Consider the following 19,385-nt stretch of genomic DNA (forward strand, 5'->3'; position numbering starts at 1 on the left):
TACCTATCCGCAAGGAAATATTAGTACGATTTTGTCATTTTATACAGCAGATATTAACCAATTTGATGATTCAGTGTTGAGCAATATTTCTACCTCCGAAATTTTACCTAGGTTTGAAACCTCATTTGAAATTAAGAGATATGAAGAATTTGCCCTTAGATCCGCAGCTGTTTGTAAAGAACCGCCAGCGTTTTGTGGCTAAAATGAAGCCGCAGTCTATCGCTATTATCAACTCCAATGATGAACTGCCCACCAATGGTGACGCCTTGCATAAGTTCAAGCAGAATTCAGATCTGTATTGGCTGACAGGTATTGATCAGGAGGATACGATGGTGGTATTGTTTCCCGATAATCCGGATCCTAAATACCGTGAGGTATTGGTGCTGGTGCGACCTAACGAGTTAAAGGAAAAGTGGGATGGTCACAGGTTGCGCAAAGATGAAGCATATGCCGTATCCGGCATGTCTACCGTAGTTTGGCTGGATAGCCTGGATGCATTATTACAGCAATGGATCAACGATGCGGCCAACATCTACCTGAACACCAACGAAAATAACCGTAAGTCAAACCTGGTACCGGTAAGAGATTACCGCTACGCACAGGAAACAAAAGAACGTTATCCGCTGCATAATTATCTGCGTGCTGCTGTTATCTTCAAAGAACTGCGTGCCGTAAAAACACCGGAAGAAATCAAGGTGATGCAGGAAGCGATGGATATTACTGAAAAAACTTTCCGCCGTTTACTGAAGTTCATCAAACCGGGTGTATGGGAACATGAAATTCATGCAGAAATTATGCACGAATTCCTGCGCAACCGCTCTGCTGGAGAAGCCTATGGCTCTATCATCGCTTCCGGCGATCGTGCCCGTACCCTGCACTATGTATCCAATAACCAGGAATGTAAAGATGGGGAAGTTATCCTGATGGACTTCGGTGCAGAATATGGTGGCTACAATGCGGATCTTACCCGTAGTGTACCTGTAAACGGCAAGTTTTCGCCACGTCAGCGCCAGGTATATGATGCCTGTCTGCACCTGCACAACTATGCCAAATCTATCCTGCGTCCGGGTATCACCATCGCTAAGTACCATGAAATGGTAGGTGTGGAAGCAACAAAAGAATTTATTAAGCTGGGTTTACTCACAGAAGAAGAAGTGAAAAACCAGGACCCTGAAACACCGGCATACCGCAAATACCTGTACCATGGCATCTCTCACCATCTGGGGGTTGATGTACATGATCTGGGACCTTCTTTCCATCAGCCTATTCCGGAAGGAGCAGTGATGACCATTGAACCCGGTATTTATATTGAAGAAGAAAAACTGGGTATCCGCATCGAAAACAATATCTGGCTTACAGCGGAAGGTAATGTGGACCTGATGAAGAATATTCCGATCACGGCCGATGAAATAGAGGCGCTGATGAAATAGAATTTCAAATTACGAATTACGAATTACGGGATTTGTGAGTAGATAATAAACGTTGATCTTTGCGTTTACCATTTACTCACAAATCCCGTAATTCGTAATTCGTAATTCGTAATTCGTAATTTGCACTAAATCTTTCTATTAAATGAAGCAACTACCCAATATTCTTACCCTATGTAACCTCTTTTGCGGGGCACTGGCTATTATCTGCATCTTACATGCACCTGAATACCGCGCGGAGATTAACGGTGCCGACTATACGATTCTAACACCGGAGCCGGTATACTGGGCTTCTGCATTGGTAGTACTGGCAGGTATCTTCGATTTTTTTGATGGTATGGTAGCCCGGCTGCTCGGTGTATCAGGGCCTATGGGCAAGGAGCTGGACTCCCTGGCAGATGTGGTGACTTTTGGCGTAGTACCCGGTATGATGTTATACAGACTGCTCCGCAGTGCGTATTTTCAACAACCGGATGTTTTTGATGTATCTATCTTTAACCTCGCTCCGGCCTTGCTGGTGCCTTGTTTTGCGGCATATCGCCTGGCTAAGTTTAATATAGACACCCGGCAGTCAGAAAACTTCATCGGGGTGCCTACCCCTGCAGTAGCTTTGCTGGTGGCTTCTTTTCCATTAATCCTTTTATTTAATCCTTTTAACCTGGCGCATTGGTTCCAGAACATCTGGGTACTGTATATCACCATCGCATTGCTGTGTTACCTGATGATTGCAGAAATTCCAATGATCAGCCTGAAATTTAAAAGTAAGCGCATCGCAGACAACTGGCCACGGTTTTTACTGATCGGATTAACGATACTGAGCATACCTTTCCTGAAATTCGCTACCGTACCATTTATATTTATCTGTTACGTAATATTATCAATAGCAGTACCTCCAAGAATTACAAATTAAGAATTACGAATGACGGATTTGTGGGACGATTTCGGTCTATATCCCCACAAATCCGTAATTCGTAATTCTTAATTCGTAATTTTTGAGTAGGTTTGCGGCAAAATTTCTAGCACAATGACTTTTACTGCACATATCAATGTGATGCCACTGAAAGAATTATTAGATCCGCAAGGAAAGGCGGTGATGAGTGGTCTCAAGAACCTCGGCCTGGGCCAGGTACAAGATGTACGTATTGGTAAACACATTACTCTGCAAATTGAAGCCGCCAGCCAGGAAGAAGCAAGGCAGATCGCTGAAAATGCCTGCCAGAAGCTGTTGGCAAATCAGGTAATGGAATCTTTTGAAGTACAAATACAATAATTAATTACGAATTGGGAATTACGAATTACGGGATTGGTGGGGAGATTCATAAGAAGATACCATCAGGTCTCCGCACAAATCTCGTAATTCATAATTCGTAATTCGTAATTACATTATGAAATTATATCTCGTTCCATCTCCTATCGGCAACCTTGCCGATATTACCTACAGGGCTGTCAAAGTACTCGAAGAAGCAGATCTGATTCTGGCGGAAGACACCCGTACTTCCAGCGTTTTGCTCCGGCATTACAATATCACTAAGCCCGTTACGGCTTATCATCAGCATAACGAGCACAAGATAGTACAGCACCTGCTGCAACAAATGCAGGGAGGCAAAACGATGGCCCTGCTCACCGATGCCGGTACGCCCGGTGTATCTGATCCCGGATTTTTACTGGTGAGAGAATGCAGCCGTGCCGGTGTCCCGGTAGAATGCTTACCCGGCGCCACTGCCTTTGTACCCGCACTGGTGAACAGCGGTATCCCCATGAACCGCTTTGCCTTTGAAGGCTTCCCTCCACTCAAAAAAGGCCGCCATACTCTTTTTACAAAACTCGCTACAGAAGAACGTACCATCGTTTTTTACGAGTCGCCCATGAGGCTGGTAAGAACCCTGGCCGACCTGATTCAATACTTCGGACCAGACCGCCCCTGCTGCGTTAGCCGCGAACTCACCAAAATGTTCGAGGAAAATAAACGCGGTACCCTCCAGGAAGTTCATGACTACTACGCAGAGAAAGGTGTGAAAGGAGAAATTGTGCTCGTGGTACAGGGCGTCGAATAATTATTTTAGTAGGGCGGAAGCTGTTGACACACCGTTGTCATCCATGTGTTGTTGTTTTGCACTACAAACCATTTACCCATGCTAGTTACCGATATCGCTGCACAACGATTACTCCATCAGCAACTGATCCATACTTCTTTTAAAAAACCAGCTGACATCGTTTCCTTTTTTGGCGCTATGCAGGCCCAGGAACATGCACATAGCAAATGGGGCATTGGTGTACGACTCCCCGGCACCACAGATGCCGCAATAGAAAAGGCGCTCAGCAATAAATCACTGATCCGCACCACGGTATTCCGCGGTACCCTGCACCTGGTAGCAGCTGCAGATGTACGCTGGATGCTGCAACTCATCGCTCCCAATATGAAAACACGCATGGGAAGCATGAAAAGACAGCTGGGCATGGATGATGCCTTACTCCATAAAACAAATCAGCTGATCATCAAAGCCTTGCAGGGAGGCAATCACCTCACCCGTAAAGAACTCACTACCCATTTACAGGAGAAAGGTATTGCCACCGATGATCATCGCATGAATCATATTATTTATCACGCTGCCCTGGAAGGAATCATCTGTAATGGCCCTCTTAGTGGTAAACAATTCACCTATACACTCCTGGATGAGTGGTTGCCGGCATCTGCCTTGCTCAGCAGACAAGATGCGTTGATCACACTGGCCCGCCGTTATTTTATCAGCCATGGCCCGGCCACACTGGCCGATTTTGCCCAGTGGTCAGGATTATCTGTAACGGATGCCCGCACAGGTCTGAATGGTGCGCAGGAACACCTGCAGGCACAGGAAATAAACGATACTACTTATTGGATGGCGCCTGGCAGGAAGAAAGCTGTTCCGGATACCCACTTATTACTCCCCGCTTTTGATGAGTACTTTATCGGCTATAAAGATCGTAGTACCCTGATAGACATGCAGTTCGCCAAAAAGGTAATGACCATCAACGGCATTTTTAATCCTATTATGGTGCACAACGGACAGATCATCGGCACCTGGAAACGTGCTTTCAAAAAAGATAGTGTAACCGTTACCGTTGAATCATTTAAGCCACTCAAAAAAGCAGCACTGAAAGCCTTTGAGCCGGCAGCACAGCAATATGCAGACTTCCTGGGTTTAACCCTCACTGCATTCACCGCGGCGGATCTGAAATAACCGGAGTCAAAACATCAAAATACCCAAATGATGTTTATTTTAGCTGTTTAATCAAAAAGAAACGGAATGAAGTATCGGGTTACAACAGGGAGCTGTCTGGCCATCGCTATGCTGGCAGGCAGTTGGTTACAACTAAGCGCACAATCTGATCGCTGGCAACAGCGGGTGAAATATACCATGGATGTGAAAGTAGATGCGCCAGCCAATCAATTCAAGGGACAACAACACCTTGAATACTTTAACAACTCCCCCGATACGTTGAAGAAAGTCTTCTATCACCTTTACTGGAACGCCTTTCAGCCTAACAGCATGATGGACGTGCGTAGCCGCGAGCTTGGTAAAATAGTGATCGGAAGAGACAAAAAAGGCAATGAGCGTCGCGACTGGGACGGCCGGGTACGTGACCGCATCTCCGAACTGAAGCCTGATGAAATTGGTTATCAGAAAATTATTTCCCTGAAGCGTGATGGTAAACCGCAGGATTTCAAGGTAGTGGAAACGATCCTGGAAGTGCCGTTGGATAAGCCGATCCTGCCACATTCAAAGGCCATATTTGATATGGAATTTGCTTCGCAGGTGCCGGTACAGATCCGTCGCAGTGGTCGCAATAACGCAGAAGGAGTGGACTTCTCCATGTCACAGTGGTATCCTAAGATGTGTGAATATGATTACGAAGGATGGCATGCCACTCCTTATATTGCCCGTGAATTTTATGGCGTTTGGGGCGATTATGATGTAAAAATCACTATCGATAAAAAATATGTAATAGGCGGTACCGGTTACCTGCAGAACCCCAACCAGATTGGCCATGGGTATGAAACACCCGGTGTGAAAGTAAATCAACCTGCCGGTAATATGCTTACCTGGCATTTCATTGCGCCGAATGTACATGACTTCATGTGGGCCGCAGATCCGGATTACAAGCACATTACCCAGAAAGTAGATGGCTTTACGGCGCATTTCTTCTATATCGATAATGAGCATACACACGATACCTGGCCTCAGCTGGCAAAGATGATTCCTGCTGCCTACGCCTACATCAAAGCACATTATGGTGCTTATCCGTACGAGCAATATTCATTCATTCAAGGTGGAGACGGCGGTATGGAATACCCTATGGGCACGCTGATCATGGGGAATGGAAAGATGGATGGTTTATACGGCGTGGCGATGCACGAATGGATGCACAGCTGGTACCAGGGAATGCTGGCTACCAACGAAAGCCTGTATCCATGGATGGACGAAGGGTTCACCACTTTTGCGGAAAATAATGTGATCCATAATACGATCGATTCTCTGAAAGGGAAAAACGCCCTGGAAGATTCTTATGCAGGTTATTTTGCATTGGCCAGAAGTCCTTTCGAGGAACCAGCTACCACCCATTCTGATCATTATAACACTAACTACGGCTACAGTCTTACTGCTTACTCCAAAGGTGCCGTATTCCTGGAGCAGCTGGGCTATGTGATTGGTGCTGCCAACCGCGATGCAGGTTTGTTAAGCTACTACAAAGAATGGCGCTTCAAACACCCGAATGTAAATGACTTTATACGTGTGATGGAAAAGCAAAGTGGCATAGAACTGGACTGGTACAAACAATACTTTATCAATTCCGTAAAACACATTGATTATGGTATTGATAGCGTATTTGAGAGAAACAATAAAACTGTTGTGCGCCTGCGCAGAGTCGGATATATGCCGATGCCGATAGATTTTATGGTGACAGATAAAAAGGGCAATAAAGAACTGCACTACATTCCATTGTCTATTATGTATGGAGAAAAGCCAAATGAAAATCCGGCTGTAAAACGTATAGTCGATCCCGTTTGGTACTGGACAAATCCTGTTTACGAAGTGGAACTGAATATTCCGCTGACCGACGTCAAAGAGCTGGAAATAGATCCCAGCCAGCGTATGGCAGATGTGGACCGGAGCAATAATAAAGCAGTATCCTAAGATATATGAGACGGGGCTGATACCAATCAGCCCCGTTTTTTAAGATTTTTATTTTCCCCGCATGATTTCAGCGGCGCTTCTTTCTCCTGCTTCCAGCATCTCCTTCATGGCAGCGGGAACAAACTCCAATCCTCCCATATGTACATCCAGCGCCTGTTGTGGCCGGATAATATGTAAGGTTATCGCTTTCTTTTCATGGAAAGGATTTACAGGAACATCGAAATAATCATCTACGGCAGTTATCCCGGCCGCTTTCATTTTATTTTTTACTGCTTCGATATAGGTGAGTGAATCATTGATAAAACCGGATAGCTGCAGTCCTGCCATTTCGTTGGTAGTATGATCTACCTGTCTTTCCAGTATATCCAACAGATTTTTAAAGTGCAGGTCTTCTTCTCCTGGTATTTCGGGCGTAAGCAGGATGGCATAAATAGTGGTAGCACCTTTATCTATAGCCAGTTGGATGGGATTGTAGTGTGCGCCACCTCCGTTGGTAAATTGCTGTACATGGTCTGGCAGTGAAGCTACTTCCACTGGCGGCATAAACACGGGCATACTACAGGATGCCAGTACTGCTTCGCGGAAGGTATAGTTGTCGTGAAGTGATACAATGTCGTAGTCTTTTTTTACGGCGTCATTACTACGGGGAGAGAAGTAAGTAGTACGGTTTGTTTGCAGGCATTTTCCGGCTACAAATACTTCTTCCTGTAACTGCTGGAGCGCGCGAAACCTGGCGTCTGTAAAGATATTGTTGATTTTATGTGTTAATGCGGTGGCATTATACAGCGAATTATTTTGTGGAAATCGCTGCATCATGGTGCTGGTGTTCACGATATCTATGGTGCTGTTGCTGGTAAATAATTTTTCGAGCAAATTAATTTCGCCGAGGGCAGCGAGTGGTGCAATGAGGGCGCTGGTACCGGTTCCGCAAAAAAGATCAAATGCAATAGGAGGATGTTGTGTATATAAGTATTTGAGGGCGCCAACAGCAAAAGCGCCCCGGGAGCCGCCGCCGCTGATGACTAACGCAGTGGTAGCCATGATGATTTTTTAGGTAGGGACAATTTAATTAAAAAATCAAAATATAAGTTGCTGCAATTGGTTTTGCCAGGTATGGCCCTGCAGTTCCTGATCTTTTAATTTAGAGAGATGGTGCTGATTGTGATGTGCGATGTAATACAACATTTCCCTGATGGTAATTTTTCCTAACAGGGGATGTGGCAGACGATATTTATCCAGGTCAGTTTCTGACCAGGTGAGGAGTTTATCTGATAATTTTATTTTCTGAAGAAGAAAACTCTGCAGCAGTGCCGGACGCTGGGCCTGATAAATCACGCCTGGCTGATAGGCCCTGCCTGCCTTGAAGCCATTGTTCAATGCATGTTGATAGTCGGCTACCAGTTTATCGTAGGGGCGTGAGGGTGACTGGCTGATGCCGAAATAGCGCAGGGTAACTTTGGGAAATCCCAATGCACTGCTAATGGGCCTGATAGATTTGGTAAGATGATCCAGTTGTTGACCAGCCGACCATTTACCGTATGGAGAAGCGGTAAAACGTATATCCGGCAGCGTATTGACAAAATCTACGAAATTGTCGAAGCTTTTATTGAGAAGAGATTGGATCTCGTGCTGGTTCAGGTACATAGGAGCGAAATTTAGAGGGTTCAGAAACACATTTCCAGACATTTTATTCAATATACCCGGGCCACTGCATTCTCTTTGAAGTTACGTCAGATTTGCGAGGCGGCCAATAGCTTTTTACATATTAAAAAGTTAAATGTATAGTAAATCGGCTGGTTGGCCCGGGAATATTGATGTACCGTTAATAAAAACTTAAATTATTCCAGTACCTGGCACTCAAAGCCCTTTTTTTGAACGAATTCTATAATAATATCCTCTTCCACCTGTAAGTCGGCAATGCGTAATACTTTATCGCAATCGTCCAGATCTACATGACAGGACCCAACCGGGAAGCTGGATGCTATGGCCTGGATCATCTGCTGACGGTCTTCCAGGCTGTCTATATTGGTTTTGAATATACCTATCATCGCACAATATTTTTAGTGTGATTCTTTTTCTTCGTTTTTCTGATCATCGGGTCCCTTCCTGGTATCATTGGTATCATCTGACCAGTACCTTTCCCATTCCTCGCGTCTGGTTCTACCAAACCCGGGTCTGCAGCGGTTGCGGAGCGCCTCTTTCATTCTATCCTGTTCTTCGGGTGTCATATGGGACATTTTTTGACGGAGTTTCTCTTTCCATTCGCGGCCCCGGTTCCATTTGTCGTTCCAGGAGTTATGGTGATTATGCCAGCCAAAAAGGAGTTTACCTAATAAAAGGAGACCTAATGCCTGCCAGTAGGAGATCACCGGACCATGAAACAGTTCAGGGATCAGACAGTTCCACAATTGCATGGTGGCAAATCCCACCGCTACCATAAACACTATCCCGAAGACAATGAACTTGGCGATGCGTCCTCCATTTCTTCTGCCGTATTCGTTTCTCATATCTTTAATAATTTAAAATCAGTCGTTTAAAAATTCGTTGTACAGTTCTGTCAGGCGTTCCCGCAGGAACAGTACAGCATAGCGTTTGCGTGACAGCAGGGTATTTACCCCAATGCCGGTTTCTTCGCTCATTTCTTTAAAAGATTTACCTTCCAGTTCATGCTGTAGAAATACCTGTCTTTGATCCGCCGGCAGCTCACCAATGGCTTGCATAATGGCTTCAGACATGATTTTCTTCATCATAGGCGTATCTGCCTCCTGGTTTTTGTCGGAAAGTAATTCGGGGAGAAATAATACTTCTTCGCCTTCTATCTCGCGAGTATAGTCAGAAAAAGGAGTTTCTTTCTTTTTACGGAACCAATCGGTGATCTTGTTGCGGGTTACGGCAAACAGCCACCCGGTAATGGAGTCTACCTGGCTTCCCAGTCTAAGGTATTCGGTGAATTGATAGAAAACATCCTGTAAAATATCCTCCGCATCGGACGCATTATTTACCCGTTGCCGGATAAAATGCAGCAATCGCTTGCGTTCCTGCTTCACGGCTGCCTGTATGCGTTCGTTTTGCTCTATGGCCATGATGTTATTTGTAAGGACCAGCTGTTTCATCTTAATAAGGATGACGAAACAACGGCGAGGATATTTTATAATTACAGAAAAAAATCTGTTTAAATTACAGAACAGGAAATCAGTCCTTTATGCATGATCACGCTCACAATCCGGGCTCTGGTCTGGATGGCACCAAGGTTAACCGGGCTTTCATATGGGGAATTACCCTTAACCTGATTTTTGTGGCGGCAGAATTTATAGCCGGTTTTATCACCCATTCCCTGGCGCTCATGGCCGATGCCGGCCATAATCTCAGCGATGTGGCCAGCCTGGCCCTGTCACTCCTGGCTTTCCGCCTGGCTAAAATAACGTCCAACCCAGGGTATACGTATGGATACCGCAAAAGTACAATACTTATTTCCCTCTTTAACGCCATGCTCTTACTGATTGTAGTCGGTATTATAGGATATGAGGCTATCCGCCGCTTCAGTGAGCCTTACGAAGTGCAGGGAACGCCTATCGCTATTGTTGCCGCCATTGGCATTGGTATCAACGCATTTACGGCCTGGTTGTTTTTCAGGGACAAAGAAAAAGATCTCAATATTAAAGGAGCTTATCTGCATCTGGCGGCGGATGCCTTGGTGTCTTTAGCGACCGTTGTAGCTGGCATTGTTATCATCTACACAAAGTGGTATTGGCTGGATCCCCTGTTGAGTATCATTGTAATGGTAGTTATTGTATTGGGTACCTGGGGACTGCTAAAAGATAGTTTACGCTTGTCTATGGATGGGGTGCCAAAGAATATTGACCTGCAGGAAGTAAGGAAAACAGCCCTGGCAGTGAAAGGGGTGCAGGATATTTACCATATTCATGTGTGGGCGCTCAGTACAACAGAAAATGCACTCACCGCCCAGGTGAAAGTTGATCCGCAACTGGATGCTGCCGGAACAGAAGCATTAAAAAAGGAACTGCGTCATGAACTTGAACACCTGGGCATTCGCCACTCTACACTGGAAATCGGGTATTTTTAGCTTTTAGCCAATACCACAAATTTCTCCTGGAAGCTTTCTTCCGGGAAGATATCATATACTTTCAGCAACTTTGGTTTTAAGCCACTGTCCGATATTTCCTGGGCCAGGTCGCCGCCTTTCAGGCAAATTAAGCCCTTCTCGAATTGCTTGCCGGGTACTACCGACTTTTTCAGTACGGGTTTACTCCAGCGCCAAAGGTCGCCCAATGGGGCCACCGCACGGGAAACAACAATATCAAATTTGCGGTTCTTGATATCTTCAACCCGGCTATGCGCTGCTGTCACGTTTTTCAGCTGCAGCGCTTCCGCTACGCCCTGTACTACTTTGATCTTTTTGCCAATGGAATCTACCAGGTGGAACTGTACTTCCGGAAAGAAGATGGCCAGCGGAATACCAGGAAATCCACCACCTGTGCCGAGATCCAGGATTTGTGTGCCTGGCTGAAAATCCGCAATAGCGGCTATACTAAGAGAATGTAATACGTGTTTTTCATATAAGGCCTCAATATCTTTACGGGATATCACATTGATCTTTTCATTCCACTCTTCATACAATCCCTTCAGGGCCTCAAACTGCGACAACTGCTCTGGTGTAAAGTCGCTGAAATATTTTAAAATAATTTCCATTGCGCAAAAGTAGGGAGGATTAGCCTGTTTTTTGATGATTAACGCGATTTTTTGTCTTTTCCAGGATTATACTGATTTAGGGATCAAGTTGAAAACCTGGGGAATAGTGTAAATTTTAAGCATAAATTTTAGTCCATCTATAAAGGAAGAATGCTATAGATCCAAACCTGCGCCATCTGCCCGAAAGCCTGCATCACGGATATTTTTAGTAGGAATTTTATCTTCGTTGTCTCTAAATACGCTTTTAAGATATAGTGCATTAAGAACCCCCATCATTATGGTCAACATGACCTCTTCATTATGGTGATGCTGCCGATGCTATGCTTAGCACCCGCTAAGTACCTATAGAAGCACTGCACCAGAGGTGGACTTGATGTGGACTTGAGGTGGACTTGATGCGGGGGTGAGTTAACCAGAATCGGCCATAGTAGCGCTGCTATAGCAGGCTATGCCAAAGCGGCACGATGCTGGGTGGGTAGCAGTCGAAAGTAACCTAACCCGGGGAAGTTTTTTCCCGGGTAGATTGAAAATCATCTAAATCAGTATAATCCTGGAAAAAGACAAAAAATCGCGCTTACCACTTATTGGCCTTCGCCTTGAATAACAGCGCCGGTGTAAAGATGATATAATACAGCACCATAAAAATATCCATCAGCCAGCTGAACTTAAACAAATCACTTTCATCCAATCTGCGCATGGCGGCAAAGGTGATAATGGATTGTACCAGCACTTTCAGACCAAAGATGCCCAGCACGTACCAGAGTACCGGTGGTGGGAAAAACAGTCCAATGATAAAGGCGGGGTAGAAAAGGAAATGTGTCAGTGAAAATAATCCCAGGACAAACTTGTGGCCGAAGCGGTAATGCTTGCCGGTAGACATGTGCCGGGTTTTTTGTCTGAACCAGCTTTTCCAGTTCTGTTTGGGCTCTGAATAGGTAAACGCTTGTTTATCAATAACTACACCTACATTTTTTCTGTTGGCGGCAGTGTTTACAAACAGGTCATCATCGCCACTGGCAATGTGTTGGTGGCTGGTAAAGCCTTTATGTTTGAAAAACAGTTCTCTTTTATAAGCCAGGTTGCGGCCCACGCCCATATAGGGCATGCCGCTCATGGCAAAGGACAGGTGTTGCAGGGCGCTGAAAAAGGTTTCATACCGGATGATCTTATTCAGGAAGCCTGGCTTTTTATAGTAAGCACCATATCCAAGTACAATTTCTTTTTCTCCGGTGAATCCCTGGCTCATGAAAGAAAGCCAGTAAGTGCTGCCGGGTTTGCAGTCAGCATCCGTTAGCAATACCGTTTCATACTGGGCGCCTTTCAGGCCAATAGATAAAGGATATTTTTTGCCGGGAATGAATTTTGCCGCCTGTTTAATTTCTATGTGGCGATAATGTGGATAACCCGGCTCAATAGAACGCAGGTAATATTTGGTATCGTCTTCGGAGTTATCGTTGACCACAATCACCTCATATTCAGGTTTCATGTGATGGTGATACCGTTGTTGGAGTACTCCCGGAAGGTTTTTCTGTAAGTTTAACTCTTCATCCTTTGCGCAGATGATGACTGAAAAGGGCCCGTCCGGTGCGTGGTCCAGGTCAAATTTACGGTTATAAAAAGCAACCCGGGAAAAGACAAAAAGGAAATAAATGATCTGTATCCCCGCAACGGCAGCAAAAAAGTATAAGGCAATTTCACTTAGATGTTCCAGCATAATGCTGGCAAAAATATAATATTTTTATTATCTGTAAAAGAATTGTTTGGGGGAAGCAGAAAGCATAAAGGAGAAAGCAAAAAGCTATCGAAGCGAATGATTGAAGCGTACCCTCGGTATTTGCGGGTAAATTTATCCGTTCGGGTCATTCGTTTCGGGAGCTTTTTGCTTTCTCCTTTATGCTTTCTGCTTATCTTCGCGCCTCAAATACAGGATGAGTGAATTTTGAACTGATAACTACAGATAGTGGCAGTAATGCCAGGGCCGGGAAAATCACCACTGCCCACGGGGAAATAGAAACGCCCATTTTTATGCCGGTTGGTACTGTTGGCAGCGTAAAGGCTGTTACACAGGAGCAATTGAAAGAAGCCGTACAGGCGCAGATTATCCTTGGCAATACCTATCATTTATATTTAAGGCCGGGTCTGGAGGTATTATCTCTGGCAGGTGGATTACATAAATTTAATGGCTGGGATCGTCCTATTCTGACTGATAGTGGCGGGTACCAGGTATTTTCCCTGGCGGCCAACCGCAAGATTAAAGAAGAAGGGGTGGTATTCCAATCACATATTGATGGCTCCCGTCACCTTTTCACACCGGAAAATGTGATGGATATTCAGCGCACTATCGGGGCCGATATTATTATGGCCTTTGATGAATGCCCGCCATACCCGTCTGATTACCGTTATGCGCGTAAGTCAATGGACCTCACTCACCGTTGGCTCGACCGCTGTATTCAGCGCCTTAGTGATACGCAGCCTGCCTACGGTCATGAACAAACGTTGTTCCCGATTGTGCAGGGCAGTACCTATAAGGACCTCCGCAAGGTTTCTGCTGAATTCATTGCCTCCCGTAACTGCGCCGGCAATGCTATTGGTGGCCTCAGTGTAGGAGAACCGGAAAATGAGATGTACGAAATGTGCGGCCTGGTGTGCGAAGTGCTGCCAGTCGACAAGCCCCGCTACCTGATGGGAGTGGGTACCCCCTGGAATATCCTCGAAAATATAGCCCTGGGTGTAGATATGTTTGATTGCGTAATGCCTACCCGTAATGGCCGTAACGGTATGTTGTTTACCTGGAATGGCGTTATTAACATCCGTAATAAAAAATGGGCGACTGACTTTAACCCTATAGATGAGAATAGTCCCTGCTTTGCTACCAGCAAGTATTCCAGGGCTTATCTGCGTCATTTGTTTGTGGCAGGGGAAATTTTAGGCATGACATTGGCCAGTATCCATAACCTTGCGTTTTACCTGGAATTGGTACAGGAAGCCCGTAAACAAATATTGGCCGGTACTTTTGCCACCTGGAAAACCAGTATGGTGAATCAGCTGAAAACACGCCTGTAAAAGTTCGGACTATAAAATAAACTAATATCTTTGGGGTCATGACTAAAATTGACTGGTACATTTTACGCAAGCTCATAGGTACTTTCATTTATTCCCTGATGATATTCCTATTGATTTCTGTAGTGATAGACACGACAGAAAAGGTAGATGACTTTATGAAACATCATCTGTCGCTGCATGAAATTATAGTAGATTATTACTTCGGTTTTATTCCGCATATCCTCGCATTACTGTTTCCACTTTTTATATTCTTATCTGTTATATTTTTTACCTCCAAGATGGCGTATCGCTCCGAGATCATCGCCATCCTGGCGGCGGGCGTGAGTTTTCGCCGTTTTCTCCGTCCTTACTGGATGGGGGCTTTCCTGTTTGGTGGTATCCTGTGGCTGGCTAACTACTGGGTGGTACCCAATGCAAACCGCATCCGTACCGGTTTTGAAAACAAGTACCTCCATAACCATGATGATGAGAAATCGCAATACAACCGTACCACCCGTATCGACAGCTTTACTTATGTGACCTTTGGTACCTACGATCCCAATTATAAGAGTGGGAGTAACTTTACCCTGGCGATCGTAGATAAACAAAACATGTCCTTCAAAATGAAGGCGGATCGCATTACCTGGGATTCCACCACCAAAAAATGGCGACTGGATTATGTGACGATGCGCAGTATGAACGGTTTGAAGGAACAATGGAGCAGTAAACAGGATACCTTGTTAAAACTGGCCCTGCTGCCTAAAGACCTGGTAGATGAAAAGAACCTGCAGGAAGCGATGACAACACCCGACCTCAGAAAGTTCATACAAAGAGAAAGCATCCGTGGATCTGAGGGCCTGAATACCTATTGGGTAGAGTATTACAGGAGAACAGCGGCTGCATTTGCAGTGGTTATTCTTACCCTGATCGGAGGCATTATTGCTGCCAAAAAGGTAAGAGGGGGAAGTGGTTTGCACCTGGCAGTCGGTATTGTGATCAGCGCCAGCTACATTATTTTCCTTCAATTTGCAACGGTATTTTCGGTGAAGGCAGATCTGAACCCTTTGCTGGCCGTATGGATCCCCAATATATTATTTGGCGGGCTGGCCCTCTATTTATATCGCCGCGCACCTAAATGATGCGTTGTGAAAAGATTTTTTGAAGGCGGTATCATGATGGTGATGCCGCCTTTTTATTTTTGATATCCTCACTTTCTTTTGTGTGCAGCATTATTTTTTCGAAGATTTTTCTTTCAATATTTTCAATTCATTCTGAAAATTTTACATTTCTTTAACGTCTGTATAAATATATATTATTATTACTGTTTAATATGTTTTAAATGAGGTGATTATATTGCCTTACTGCAGCCATATTTCCTTATACTTCCCCCGGCAGATCGTTGTTAATTTGGCATTAAATACCACGAAATGGTGGTAACTTCGTTAACAAATCATTACTTTTGACTATTGATCGATTTTGTTTTCATTAATAACAATAGCAGTAAAATGGGGTACATAAAAGAGAAATTCAAGGTTAAAGCAGATGAACTTAACATTGAAGTAAAAGACCTGGTAAAGAATCACGGCACTAAAAAGATTGAAGAAGTAACGCTGGCACAGGTTTACCAGGGTATGCGCGGTATCACCGGCCTGGTAACTGAGACATCCTTGCTGGATGCCAATGAAGGAATTCGTTTTCGCGGATATTCTATTCCGGAATTAAGGGATCATTTGCCTAAAGCGCCAGGTGGTGCAGAGCCGCTGCCGGAAGGTTTATTTTACCTGATGCTGATTGGAGAATTACCTACTGAAGCAGATGTACAATATCTGTCCAGCATGTGGGGTCGCCGTTCTCATGTACCCAACCACGTATTTGATGCTATTGAAGCGTTGCCTATTACTGCTCACCCGATGACCATGTTTAATGTGGGTATCATGGCGTTGCAGACAGAATCTTCTTTTGCACATGCTTATGCAGAAGGGATGAATAAAAAAGATTACTGGAGTCATACTTATGAGGATACCATGAACCTCATTGCCCGCCTGCCACGTATTGCTGCTTATGTATATCGTCGCAAATATAAAGGTGGACAGCACATACAGCCCAATGGCATGCTGGACTGGGCAGGTAACTTTGCACATATGCTGGGTTACTCTGACGAAGGATTCAAAGAACTGATGCGTCTTTATATGGTGATTCACGCTGACCACGAAGGTGGTAACGTGAGCGCACACACTACTCACCTGGTAGGTTCCGCACTGAGCGATGCTTACCTCTCTTTCGCTGCAGGCATGAATGGTCTGGCAGGTCCTTTACACGGACTGGCTAACCAGGAAGTGATCAAGTGGATCCTGCAAATGCGGGAAGAACTGGGCGGTGGCGTACCAACCAAAGAACAAATCGAAGCCTATGTACGCAAAACCTTATCTGATGGTAAAGTAGTACCGGGTTATGGCCACGCTGTTTTACGCAAAACAGATCCCCGCTTCACAGCGCAGATGGAGTTTGCGAAAAAACATCTTCCTAATGATGAACTGGTGAAAATTGTGTGGATGGTATACGAAACTGTTCCTCCAATTCTGCAGGACCTGGGTAAAGTGAAAAACCCATGGCCTAACGTAGACGCACATTCCGGCGCATTGCTGGTACATTATGGTCTGGTAGAATATGAATTCTACACCGTATTGTTTGGTGTTTCACGTGCACTGGGTGTACTGGCATCTCTTTGCTGGGACAGAGCTTTAGGCCTTTCCCTGGAAAGACCAAAATCTGTTACCACAGAGTGGATGAAGCAGTTTGTTGAAGGTAAAGTAGATGCAATAGCCGAATAGTTATAATTGTTTTTTACTAAAAGAGGCAAGTGGTGAATTTTTACCATTTGCCTTTTTTATTTTTGTTCCTCATAAAATCGAAATTGCCATTTCTACTTTTACTGCCATATTATCCAATCCGATAGAATACCTGAAAGGCGTAGGCCCCCAGAAAGGTGAACTGCTGCGCAAAGAAATCAAGGTGTATACCTTTGGCGACCTGCTGCAATACTTCCCTTTCCGTTATGTAGATCGTACCAGGATAGATAAAATCGCGTCCCTGAGCGGTTACGAGGATTTTGTGCAGATCCGCGGTAAGATCATCAATATGGTGGTCATGGGCGAAAACAGGGCTAAGAGACTGGTCGCCACTTTCAAGGACGAAACAGGCACCATTGACCTGGTTTGGTTTCAGGGCTGGCAGTGGATGCAAAAGTCATTGCGTGAAAATGTAGCCTACCTTGTATTTGGCCGTATCTCTGTATTCAATGGCGTAACACAGCTGGCGCACCCTGAACTGGATTTACTCACCGAAGAAATTGCTACCGGGAAACAATTCCTGGAACCGGTATATTATACTACCGAAAAACTGAAAGCCCGCGGACTAACGGCAAAGGCTATAGGAAAATTAACAAAGAACTTACTCGAGCAATTATCTCCCCTGGAGATAAGGGAAAATATTCCACTGGAAGTATTACAGCAGTATCGTCTCATGCCCAGGTCCATGGCCTATTTCAGGATACATCAGCCGGCTAATGAAGATGATGCGCGACTGGCGCAGCGGCGGTTGAAATTTGAAGAACTGTTTATCGCGCAGATACGTATATGCAGGTTAAAGCTGAAAAGACATAAGCAGTCACATGGTTATGTGTTTGGTGCAGTAGGCGAATCATTTAATGAATTCTATAATCACCATCTTCCTTTTTCATTAACGGGTGCACAAAAAAGAGTGCTGAAAGAAATCAGAACAGATACTGTACACGGGCGTCAGATGAATCGTTTGCTGCAGGGAGATGTAGGAAGTGGCAAAACCATGGTGGCATTGTTATCGATGCTACTGGCAAAAGATAATGGTTTTCAGGCTTGCCTGATGGCACCTACAGAAATCCTGTCGCAGCAACATTATAAAGGTATTGCGGAATTACTGGAAAAAATGGATGTAAAGGTGGCATTGCTCACCGGCAGCATCAAAGGCAAAGCAAGGCGAAAGATACTGGAGGAGGCGCTTGACGGCACTATTGATATACTGGTAGGTACGCATGCGCTGTTGGAAAAAGAAGTACAGTTTAAAAACCTGGGGATGGCCATCGTGGATGAGCAACACCGTTTCGGTGTGGCACAACGGGCACGGCTATGGGAAAAAAATAGTATACCACCACATATACTGGTAATGACGGCAACGCCTATACCAAGAACGCTGGCGATGACGATCTACGGAGATCTGGATGTATCTGTTATAGACGAAATGCCGCCCGGACGTAAGCCTATTACCACCGTGCACCGCACTGAGTATCAGCGCCCGCAGGTAATGGATTTTATTAAGGAAGAAGTTAAAAAAGGCCGGCAGGCTTATATTGTTTACCCGCTGATTGAAGATTCAGAGAAGCTGGACTATGAAAATCTGATGAAAGGATATGAAGAGGTGAAAGCTTTTTTCCCCGAACCGCGATACTATATCAGTATGGTACACGGGCGTCAGCCGGCAGAGCAGCGGCAAACCAATATGCAGCGTTTTGTATCCGGAGATACACATATCATGGTAGCCACTACAGTGATTGAAGTAGGTGTAAACGTGCCCAATGCTTCTGTGATGGTCATAGAAAGCACAGAACGCTTTGGCCTGTCACAACTCCATCAGTTGCGCGGCAGGGTAGGGCGAGGGGCTGAACAGTCCTTTTGCATACTCATGACCGGTAATAAGGTGAGTAACGACTCCAAAGAGCGGATTAATGTGATGGTACAAACCAATGATGGCTTTATTATTTCAGAGAAAGATATGGAACTCAGAGGCCCCGGCGATATTGAAGGAACCCGGCAAAGTGGGGTACTGGACTTTAAACTGGCAGACATCATCGCAGATAAGCCCATTCTGGATGCTGCCCGCGCCAGTGCCGAAAAGATACTGGAAGAAGACACCGATTTATTGTTGCCTGAAAATCAGGCATTAAAGGAATTTTTGGCCGCCCAGCGAAGTAAATCTATCTGGAGTAAAATTTCCTGAG

The 19,385-nt window shown here is 45.0% G+C and carries 18 protein-coding genes; 11 read left to right on the forward strand and 7 right to left on the reverse strand.

The features are described from left to right. The first annotated feature begins 140 nt into the window (after nucleotides 1–140). The 6 genes from AB4Z08_RS10445 to AB4Z08_RS10470 all read left to right on the forward strand — a co-directional run bounded on the left by AB4Z08_RS10445 (nucleotide 141) and on the right by AB4Z08_RS10470 (nucleotide 6,601). Entirely contained in the window at nucleotides 141–1,430 is a 1,290-nt protein-coding gene (locus AB4Z08_RS10445) for an aminopeptidase P N-terminal domain-containing protein (protein WP_441573671.1), read from the forward strand. Between the two features lie 142 nt (nucleotides 1,431–1,572). Further along, a complete protein-coding gene (locus AB4Z08_RS10450) occupies nucleotides 1,573–2,337 on the forward strand; it encodes a CDP-alcohol phosphatidyltransferase family protein (protein WP_441573672.1) in 765 nt (254 codons plus the stop codon). A gap of 114 nt (nucleotides 2,338–2,451) precedes the next feature. Next, nucleotides 2,452–2,697, forward strand: a complete 246-nt coding sequence (gene purS / locus AB4Z08_RS10455; protein WP_142683702.1) for a phosphoribosylformylglycinamidine synthase subunit PurS — start codon at nucleotides 2,452–2,454, stop codon at nucleotides 2,695–2,697. Between the two features lie 115 nt (nucleotides 2,698–2,812). Beyond that, the gene (gene rsmI, locus AB4Z08_RS10460; RefSeq protein ID WP_441573673.1) at nucleotides 2,813–3,481 is read left to right on the forward strand and encodes a 16S rRNA (cytidine(1402)-2'-O)-methyltransferase; all 669 of its coding nucleotides are present in this window, start codon (nucleotides 2,813–2,815) and stop codon (nucleotides 3,479–3,481) included. A 78-nt stretch (nucleotides 3,482–3,559) separates the two neighbouring features. Further along, nucleotides 3,560–4,645, forward strand: coding sequence for a winged helix DNA-binding domain-containing protein (locus AB4Z08_RS10465; RefSeq protein WP_441573674.1), 1,086 nt, complete (start codon nucleotides 3,560–3,562; stop codon nucleotides 4,643–4,645). A gap of 66 nt (nucleotides 4,646–4,711) precedes the next feature. Then, nucleotides 4,712–6,601 carry a M1 family metallopeptidase gene (locus AB4Z08_RS10470; protein WP_441573675.1) on the forward strand — a complete coding sequence of 630 codons (1,890 nt, stop codon included), beginning with the start codon at nucleotides 4,712–4,714 and terminating at the stop codon, nucleotides 6,599–6,601. Between the two features lie 48 nt (nucleotides 6,602–6,649). On the opposite strand, the gene AB4Z08_RS10475 is transcribed toward AB4Z08_RS10470, so the two are convergent. From AB4Z08_RS10475 to AB4Z08_RS10495, 5 genes are all read right to left on the reverse strand, one after another. Continuing rightward, entirely contained in the window at nucleotides 6,650–7,642 is a 993-nt protein-coding gene (locus AB4Z08_RS10475) for a patatin-like phospholipase family protein (protein ID WP_441573676.1), read from the reverse strand. Between the two features lie 36 nt (nucleotides 7,643–7,678). Further along, on the reverse strand, nucleotides 7,679–8,245 hold the full coding sequence (locus AB4Z08_RS10480; RefSeq protein ID WP_441573677.1) for a DinB family protein: 567 nt from the start codon (nucleotides 8,243–8,245) through the stop codon (nucleotides 7,679–7,681). A 194-nt stretch (nucleotides 8,246–8,439) separates the two neighbouring features. Continuing rightward, nucleotides 8,440–8,649 (reverse strand): hypothetical protein, encoded by a 210-nt coding sequence (locus tag AB4Z08_RS10485; protein ID WP_441573678.1) that lies wholly within the window; start codon nucleotides 8,647–8,649, stop codon nucleotides 8,440–8,442. A 12-nt stretch (nucleotides 8,650–8,661) separates the two neighbouring features. Then, a complete protein-coding gene (locus tag AB4Z08_RS10490; protein ID WP_441573679.1) occupies nucleotides 8,662–9,108 on the reverse strand; it encodes a hypothetical protein in 447 nt (148 codons plus the stop codon). Nucleotides 9,109–9,126: 18 nt separating this feature from the next. Continuing rightward, entirely contained in the window at nucleotides 9,127–9,714 is a 588-nt protein-coding gene (locus tag AB4Z08_RS10495; protein WP_441573680.1) for an RNA polymerase sigma factor, read from the reverse strand. A gap of 89 nt (nucleotides 9,715–9,803) precedes the next feature. On the opposite strand from AB4Z08_RS10495, the gene AB4Z08_RS10500 reads away from it, so the two are divergent. Next, complete coding sequence (locus tag AB4Z08_RS10500; protein ID WP_441573681.1) at nucleotides 9,804–10,685, forward strand: cation diffusion facilitator family transporter; 882 nt, start codon at nucleotides 9,804–9,806, stop codon at nucleotides 10,683–10,685. Here the strand turns inward: AB4Z08_RS10500 and rsmG are convergent. Together rsmG and AB4Z08_RS10510 are read right to left on the reverse strand one after the other, a co-directional pair. Next, entirely contained in the window at nucleotides 10,682–11,311 is a 630-nt protein-coding gene (rsmG, locus tag AB4Z08_RS10505) for a 16S rRNA (guanine(527)-N(7))-methyltransferase RsmG (protein ID WP_441573682.1), read from the reverse strand. The genes AB4Z08_RS10500 and rsmG overlap by 4 nt on opposite strands. 574 nt (nucleotides 11,312–11,885) lie before the next feature. Beyond that, on the reverse strand, nucleotides 11,886–13,025 hold the full coding sequence (locus AB4Z08_RS10510; RefSeq protein WP_441573683.1) for a glycosyltransferase: 1,140 nt from the start codon (nucleotides 13,023–13,025) through the stop codon (nucleotides 11,886–11,888). Nucleotides 13,026–13,243: 218 nt separating this feature from the next. On the opposite strand from AB4Z08_RS10510, the gene tgt reads away from it, so the two are divergent. From tgt to recG, 4 genes are all read left to right on the forward strand, one after another. Beyond that, entirely contained in the window at nucleotides 13,244–14,374 is a 1,131-nt protein-coding gene (tgt, locus tag AB4Z08_RS10515; protein WP_441573684.1) for a tRNA guanosine(34) transglycosylase Tgt, read from the forward strand. Between the two features lie 38 nt (nucleotides 14,375–14,412). Next, nucleotides 14,413–15,492, forward strand: coding sequence for an LptF/LptG family permease (locus AB4Z08_RS10520; protein WP_441573685.1), 1,080 nt, complete (start codon nucleotides 14,413–14,415; stop codon nucleotides 15,490–15,492). A gap of 366 nt (nucleotides 15,493–15,858) precedes the next feature. Continuing rightward, the gene (locus tag AB4Z08_RS10525) at nucleotides 15,859–17,184 is read left to right on the forward strand and encodes a citrate (Si)-synthase, eukaryotic (RefSeq protein WP_441573686.1); all 1,326 of its coding nucleotides are present in this window, start codon (nucleotides 15,859–15,861) and stop codon (nucleotides 17,182–17,184) included. 106 nt (nucleotides 17,185–17,290) lie between these two features. Next, nucleotides 17,291–19,384: an ATP-dependent DNA helicase RecG gene (gene recG, locus AB4Z08_RS10530; RefSeq protein ID WP_441573956.1), complete on the forward strand. Its 2,094-nt coding sequence runs from the start codon at nucleotides 17,291–17,293 to the stop codon at nucleotides 19,382–19,384. The last annotated feature ends 1 nt before the right edge of the window (nucleotide 19,385 follow it).

Source organism: Chitinophaga sp. RAB17 (assembly GCF_052114225.1).
Lineage (GTDB): Bacteria > Bacteroidota > Bacteroidia > Chitinophagales > Chitinophagaceae > Chitinophaga.

Bases quoted from the DNA above. Each gene is read 5' to 3' on its own strand.
- AB4Z08_RS10445 (WP_441573671.1), top strand. From the start codon at position 141: ATGAAGAATTTGCCCTTAGATCCGCAGCTGTTTGTAAAGAACCGCCAG.
- AB4Z08_RS10450 (WP_441573672.1), top strand. From the start codon at position 1,573: ATGAAGCAACTACCCAATATTCTTACCCTATGTAACCTCTTTTGCGGG.
- purS (WP_142683702.1), top strand. From the start codon at position 2,452: ATGACTTTTACTGCACATATCAATGTGATGCCACTGAAAGAATTATTA.
- rsmI (WP_441573673.1), top strand. From the start codon at position 2,813: ATGAAATTATATCTCGTTCCATCTCCTATCGGCAACCTTGCCGATATT.
- AB4Z08_RS10465 (WP_441573674.1), top strand. From the start codon at position 3,560: ATGCTAGTTACCGATATCGCTGCACAACGATTACTCCATCAGCAACTG.
- AB4Z08_RS10470 (WP_441573675.1), top strand. From the start codon at position 4,712: ATGAAGTATCGGGTTACAACAGGGAGCTGTCTGGCCATCGCTATGCTG.
- AB4Z08_RS10475 (WP_441573676.1), bottom strand. From the start codon at position 7,642: ATGGCTACCACTGCGTTAGTCATCAGCGGCGGCGGCTCCCGGGGCGCT.
- AB4Z08_RS10480 (WP_441573677.1), bottom strand. From the start codon at position 8,245: ATGTACCTGAACCAGCACGAGATCCAATCTCTTCTCAATAAAAGCTTC.
- AB4Z08_RS10485 (WP_441573678.1), bottom strand. From the start codon at position 8,649: ATGATAGGTATATTCAAAACCAATATAGACAGCCTGGAAGACCGTCAG.
- AB4Z08_RS10490 (WP_441573679.1), bottom strand. From the start codon at position 9,108: ATGAGAAACGAATACGGCAGAAGAAATGGAGGACGCATCGCCAAGTTC.
- AB4Z08_RS10495 (WP_441573680.1), bottom strand. From the start codon at position 9,714: ATGAAACAGCTGGTCCTTACAAATAACATCATGGCCATAGAGCAAAAC.
- AB4Z08_RS10500 (WP_441573681.1), top strand. From the start codon at position 9,804: ATGCATGATCACGCTCACAATCCGGGCTCTGGTCTGGATGGCACCAAG.
- rsmG (WP_441573682.1), bottom strand. From the start codon at position 11,311: ATGGAAATTATTTTAAAATATTTCAGCGACTTTACACCAGAGCAGTTG.
- AB4Z08_RS10510 (WP_441573683.1), bottom strand. From the start codon at position 13,025: ATGCTGGAACATCTAAGTGAAATTGCCTTATACTTTTTTGCTGCCGTT.
- AB4Z08_RS10520 (WP_441573685.1), top strand. From the start codon at position 14,413: ATGACTAAAATTGACTGGTACATTTTACGCAAGCTCATAGGTACTTTC.
- AB4Z08_RS10525 (WP_441573686.1), top strand. From the start codon at position 15,859: ATGGGGTACATAAAAGAGAAATTCAAGGTTAAAGCAGATGAACTTAAC.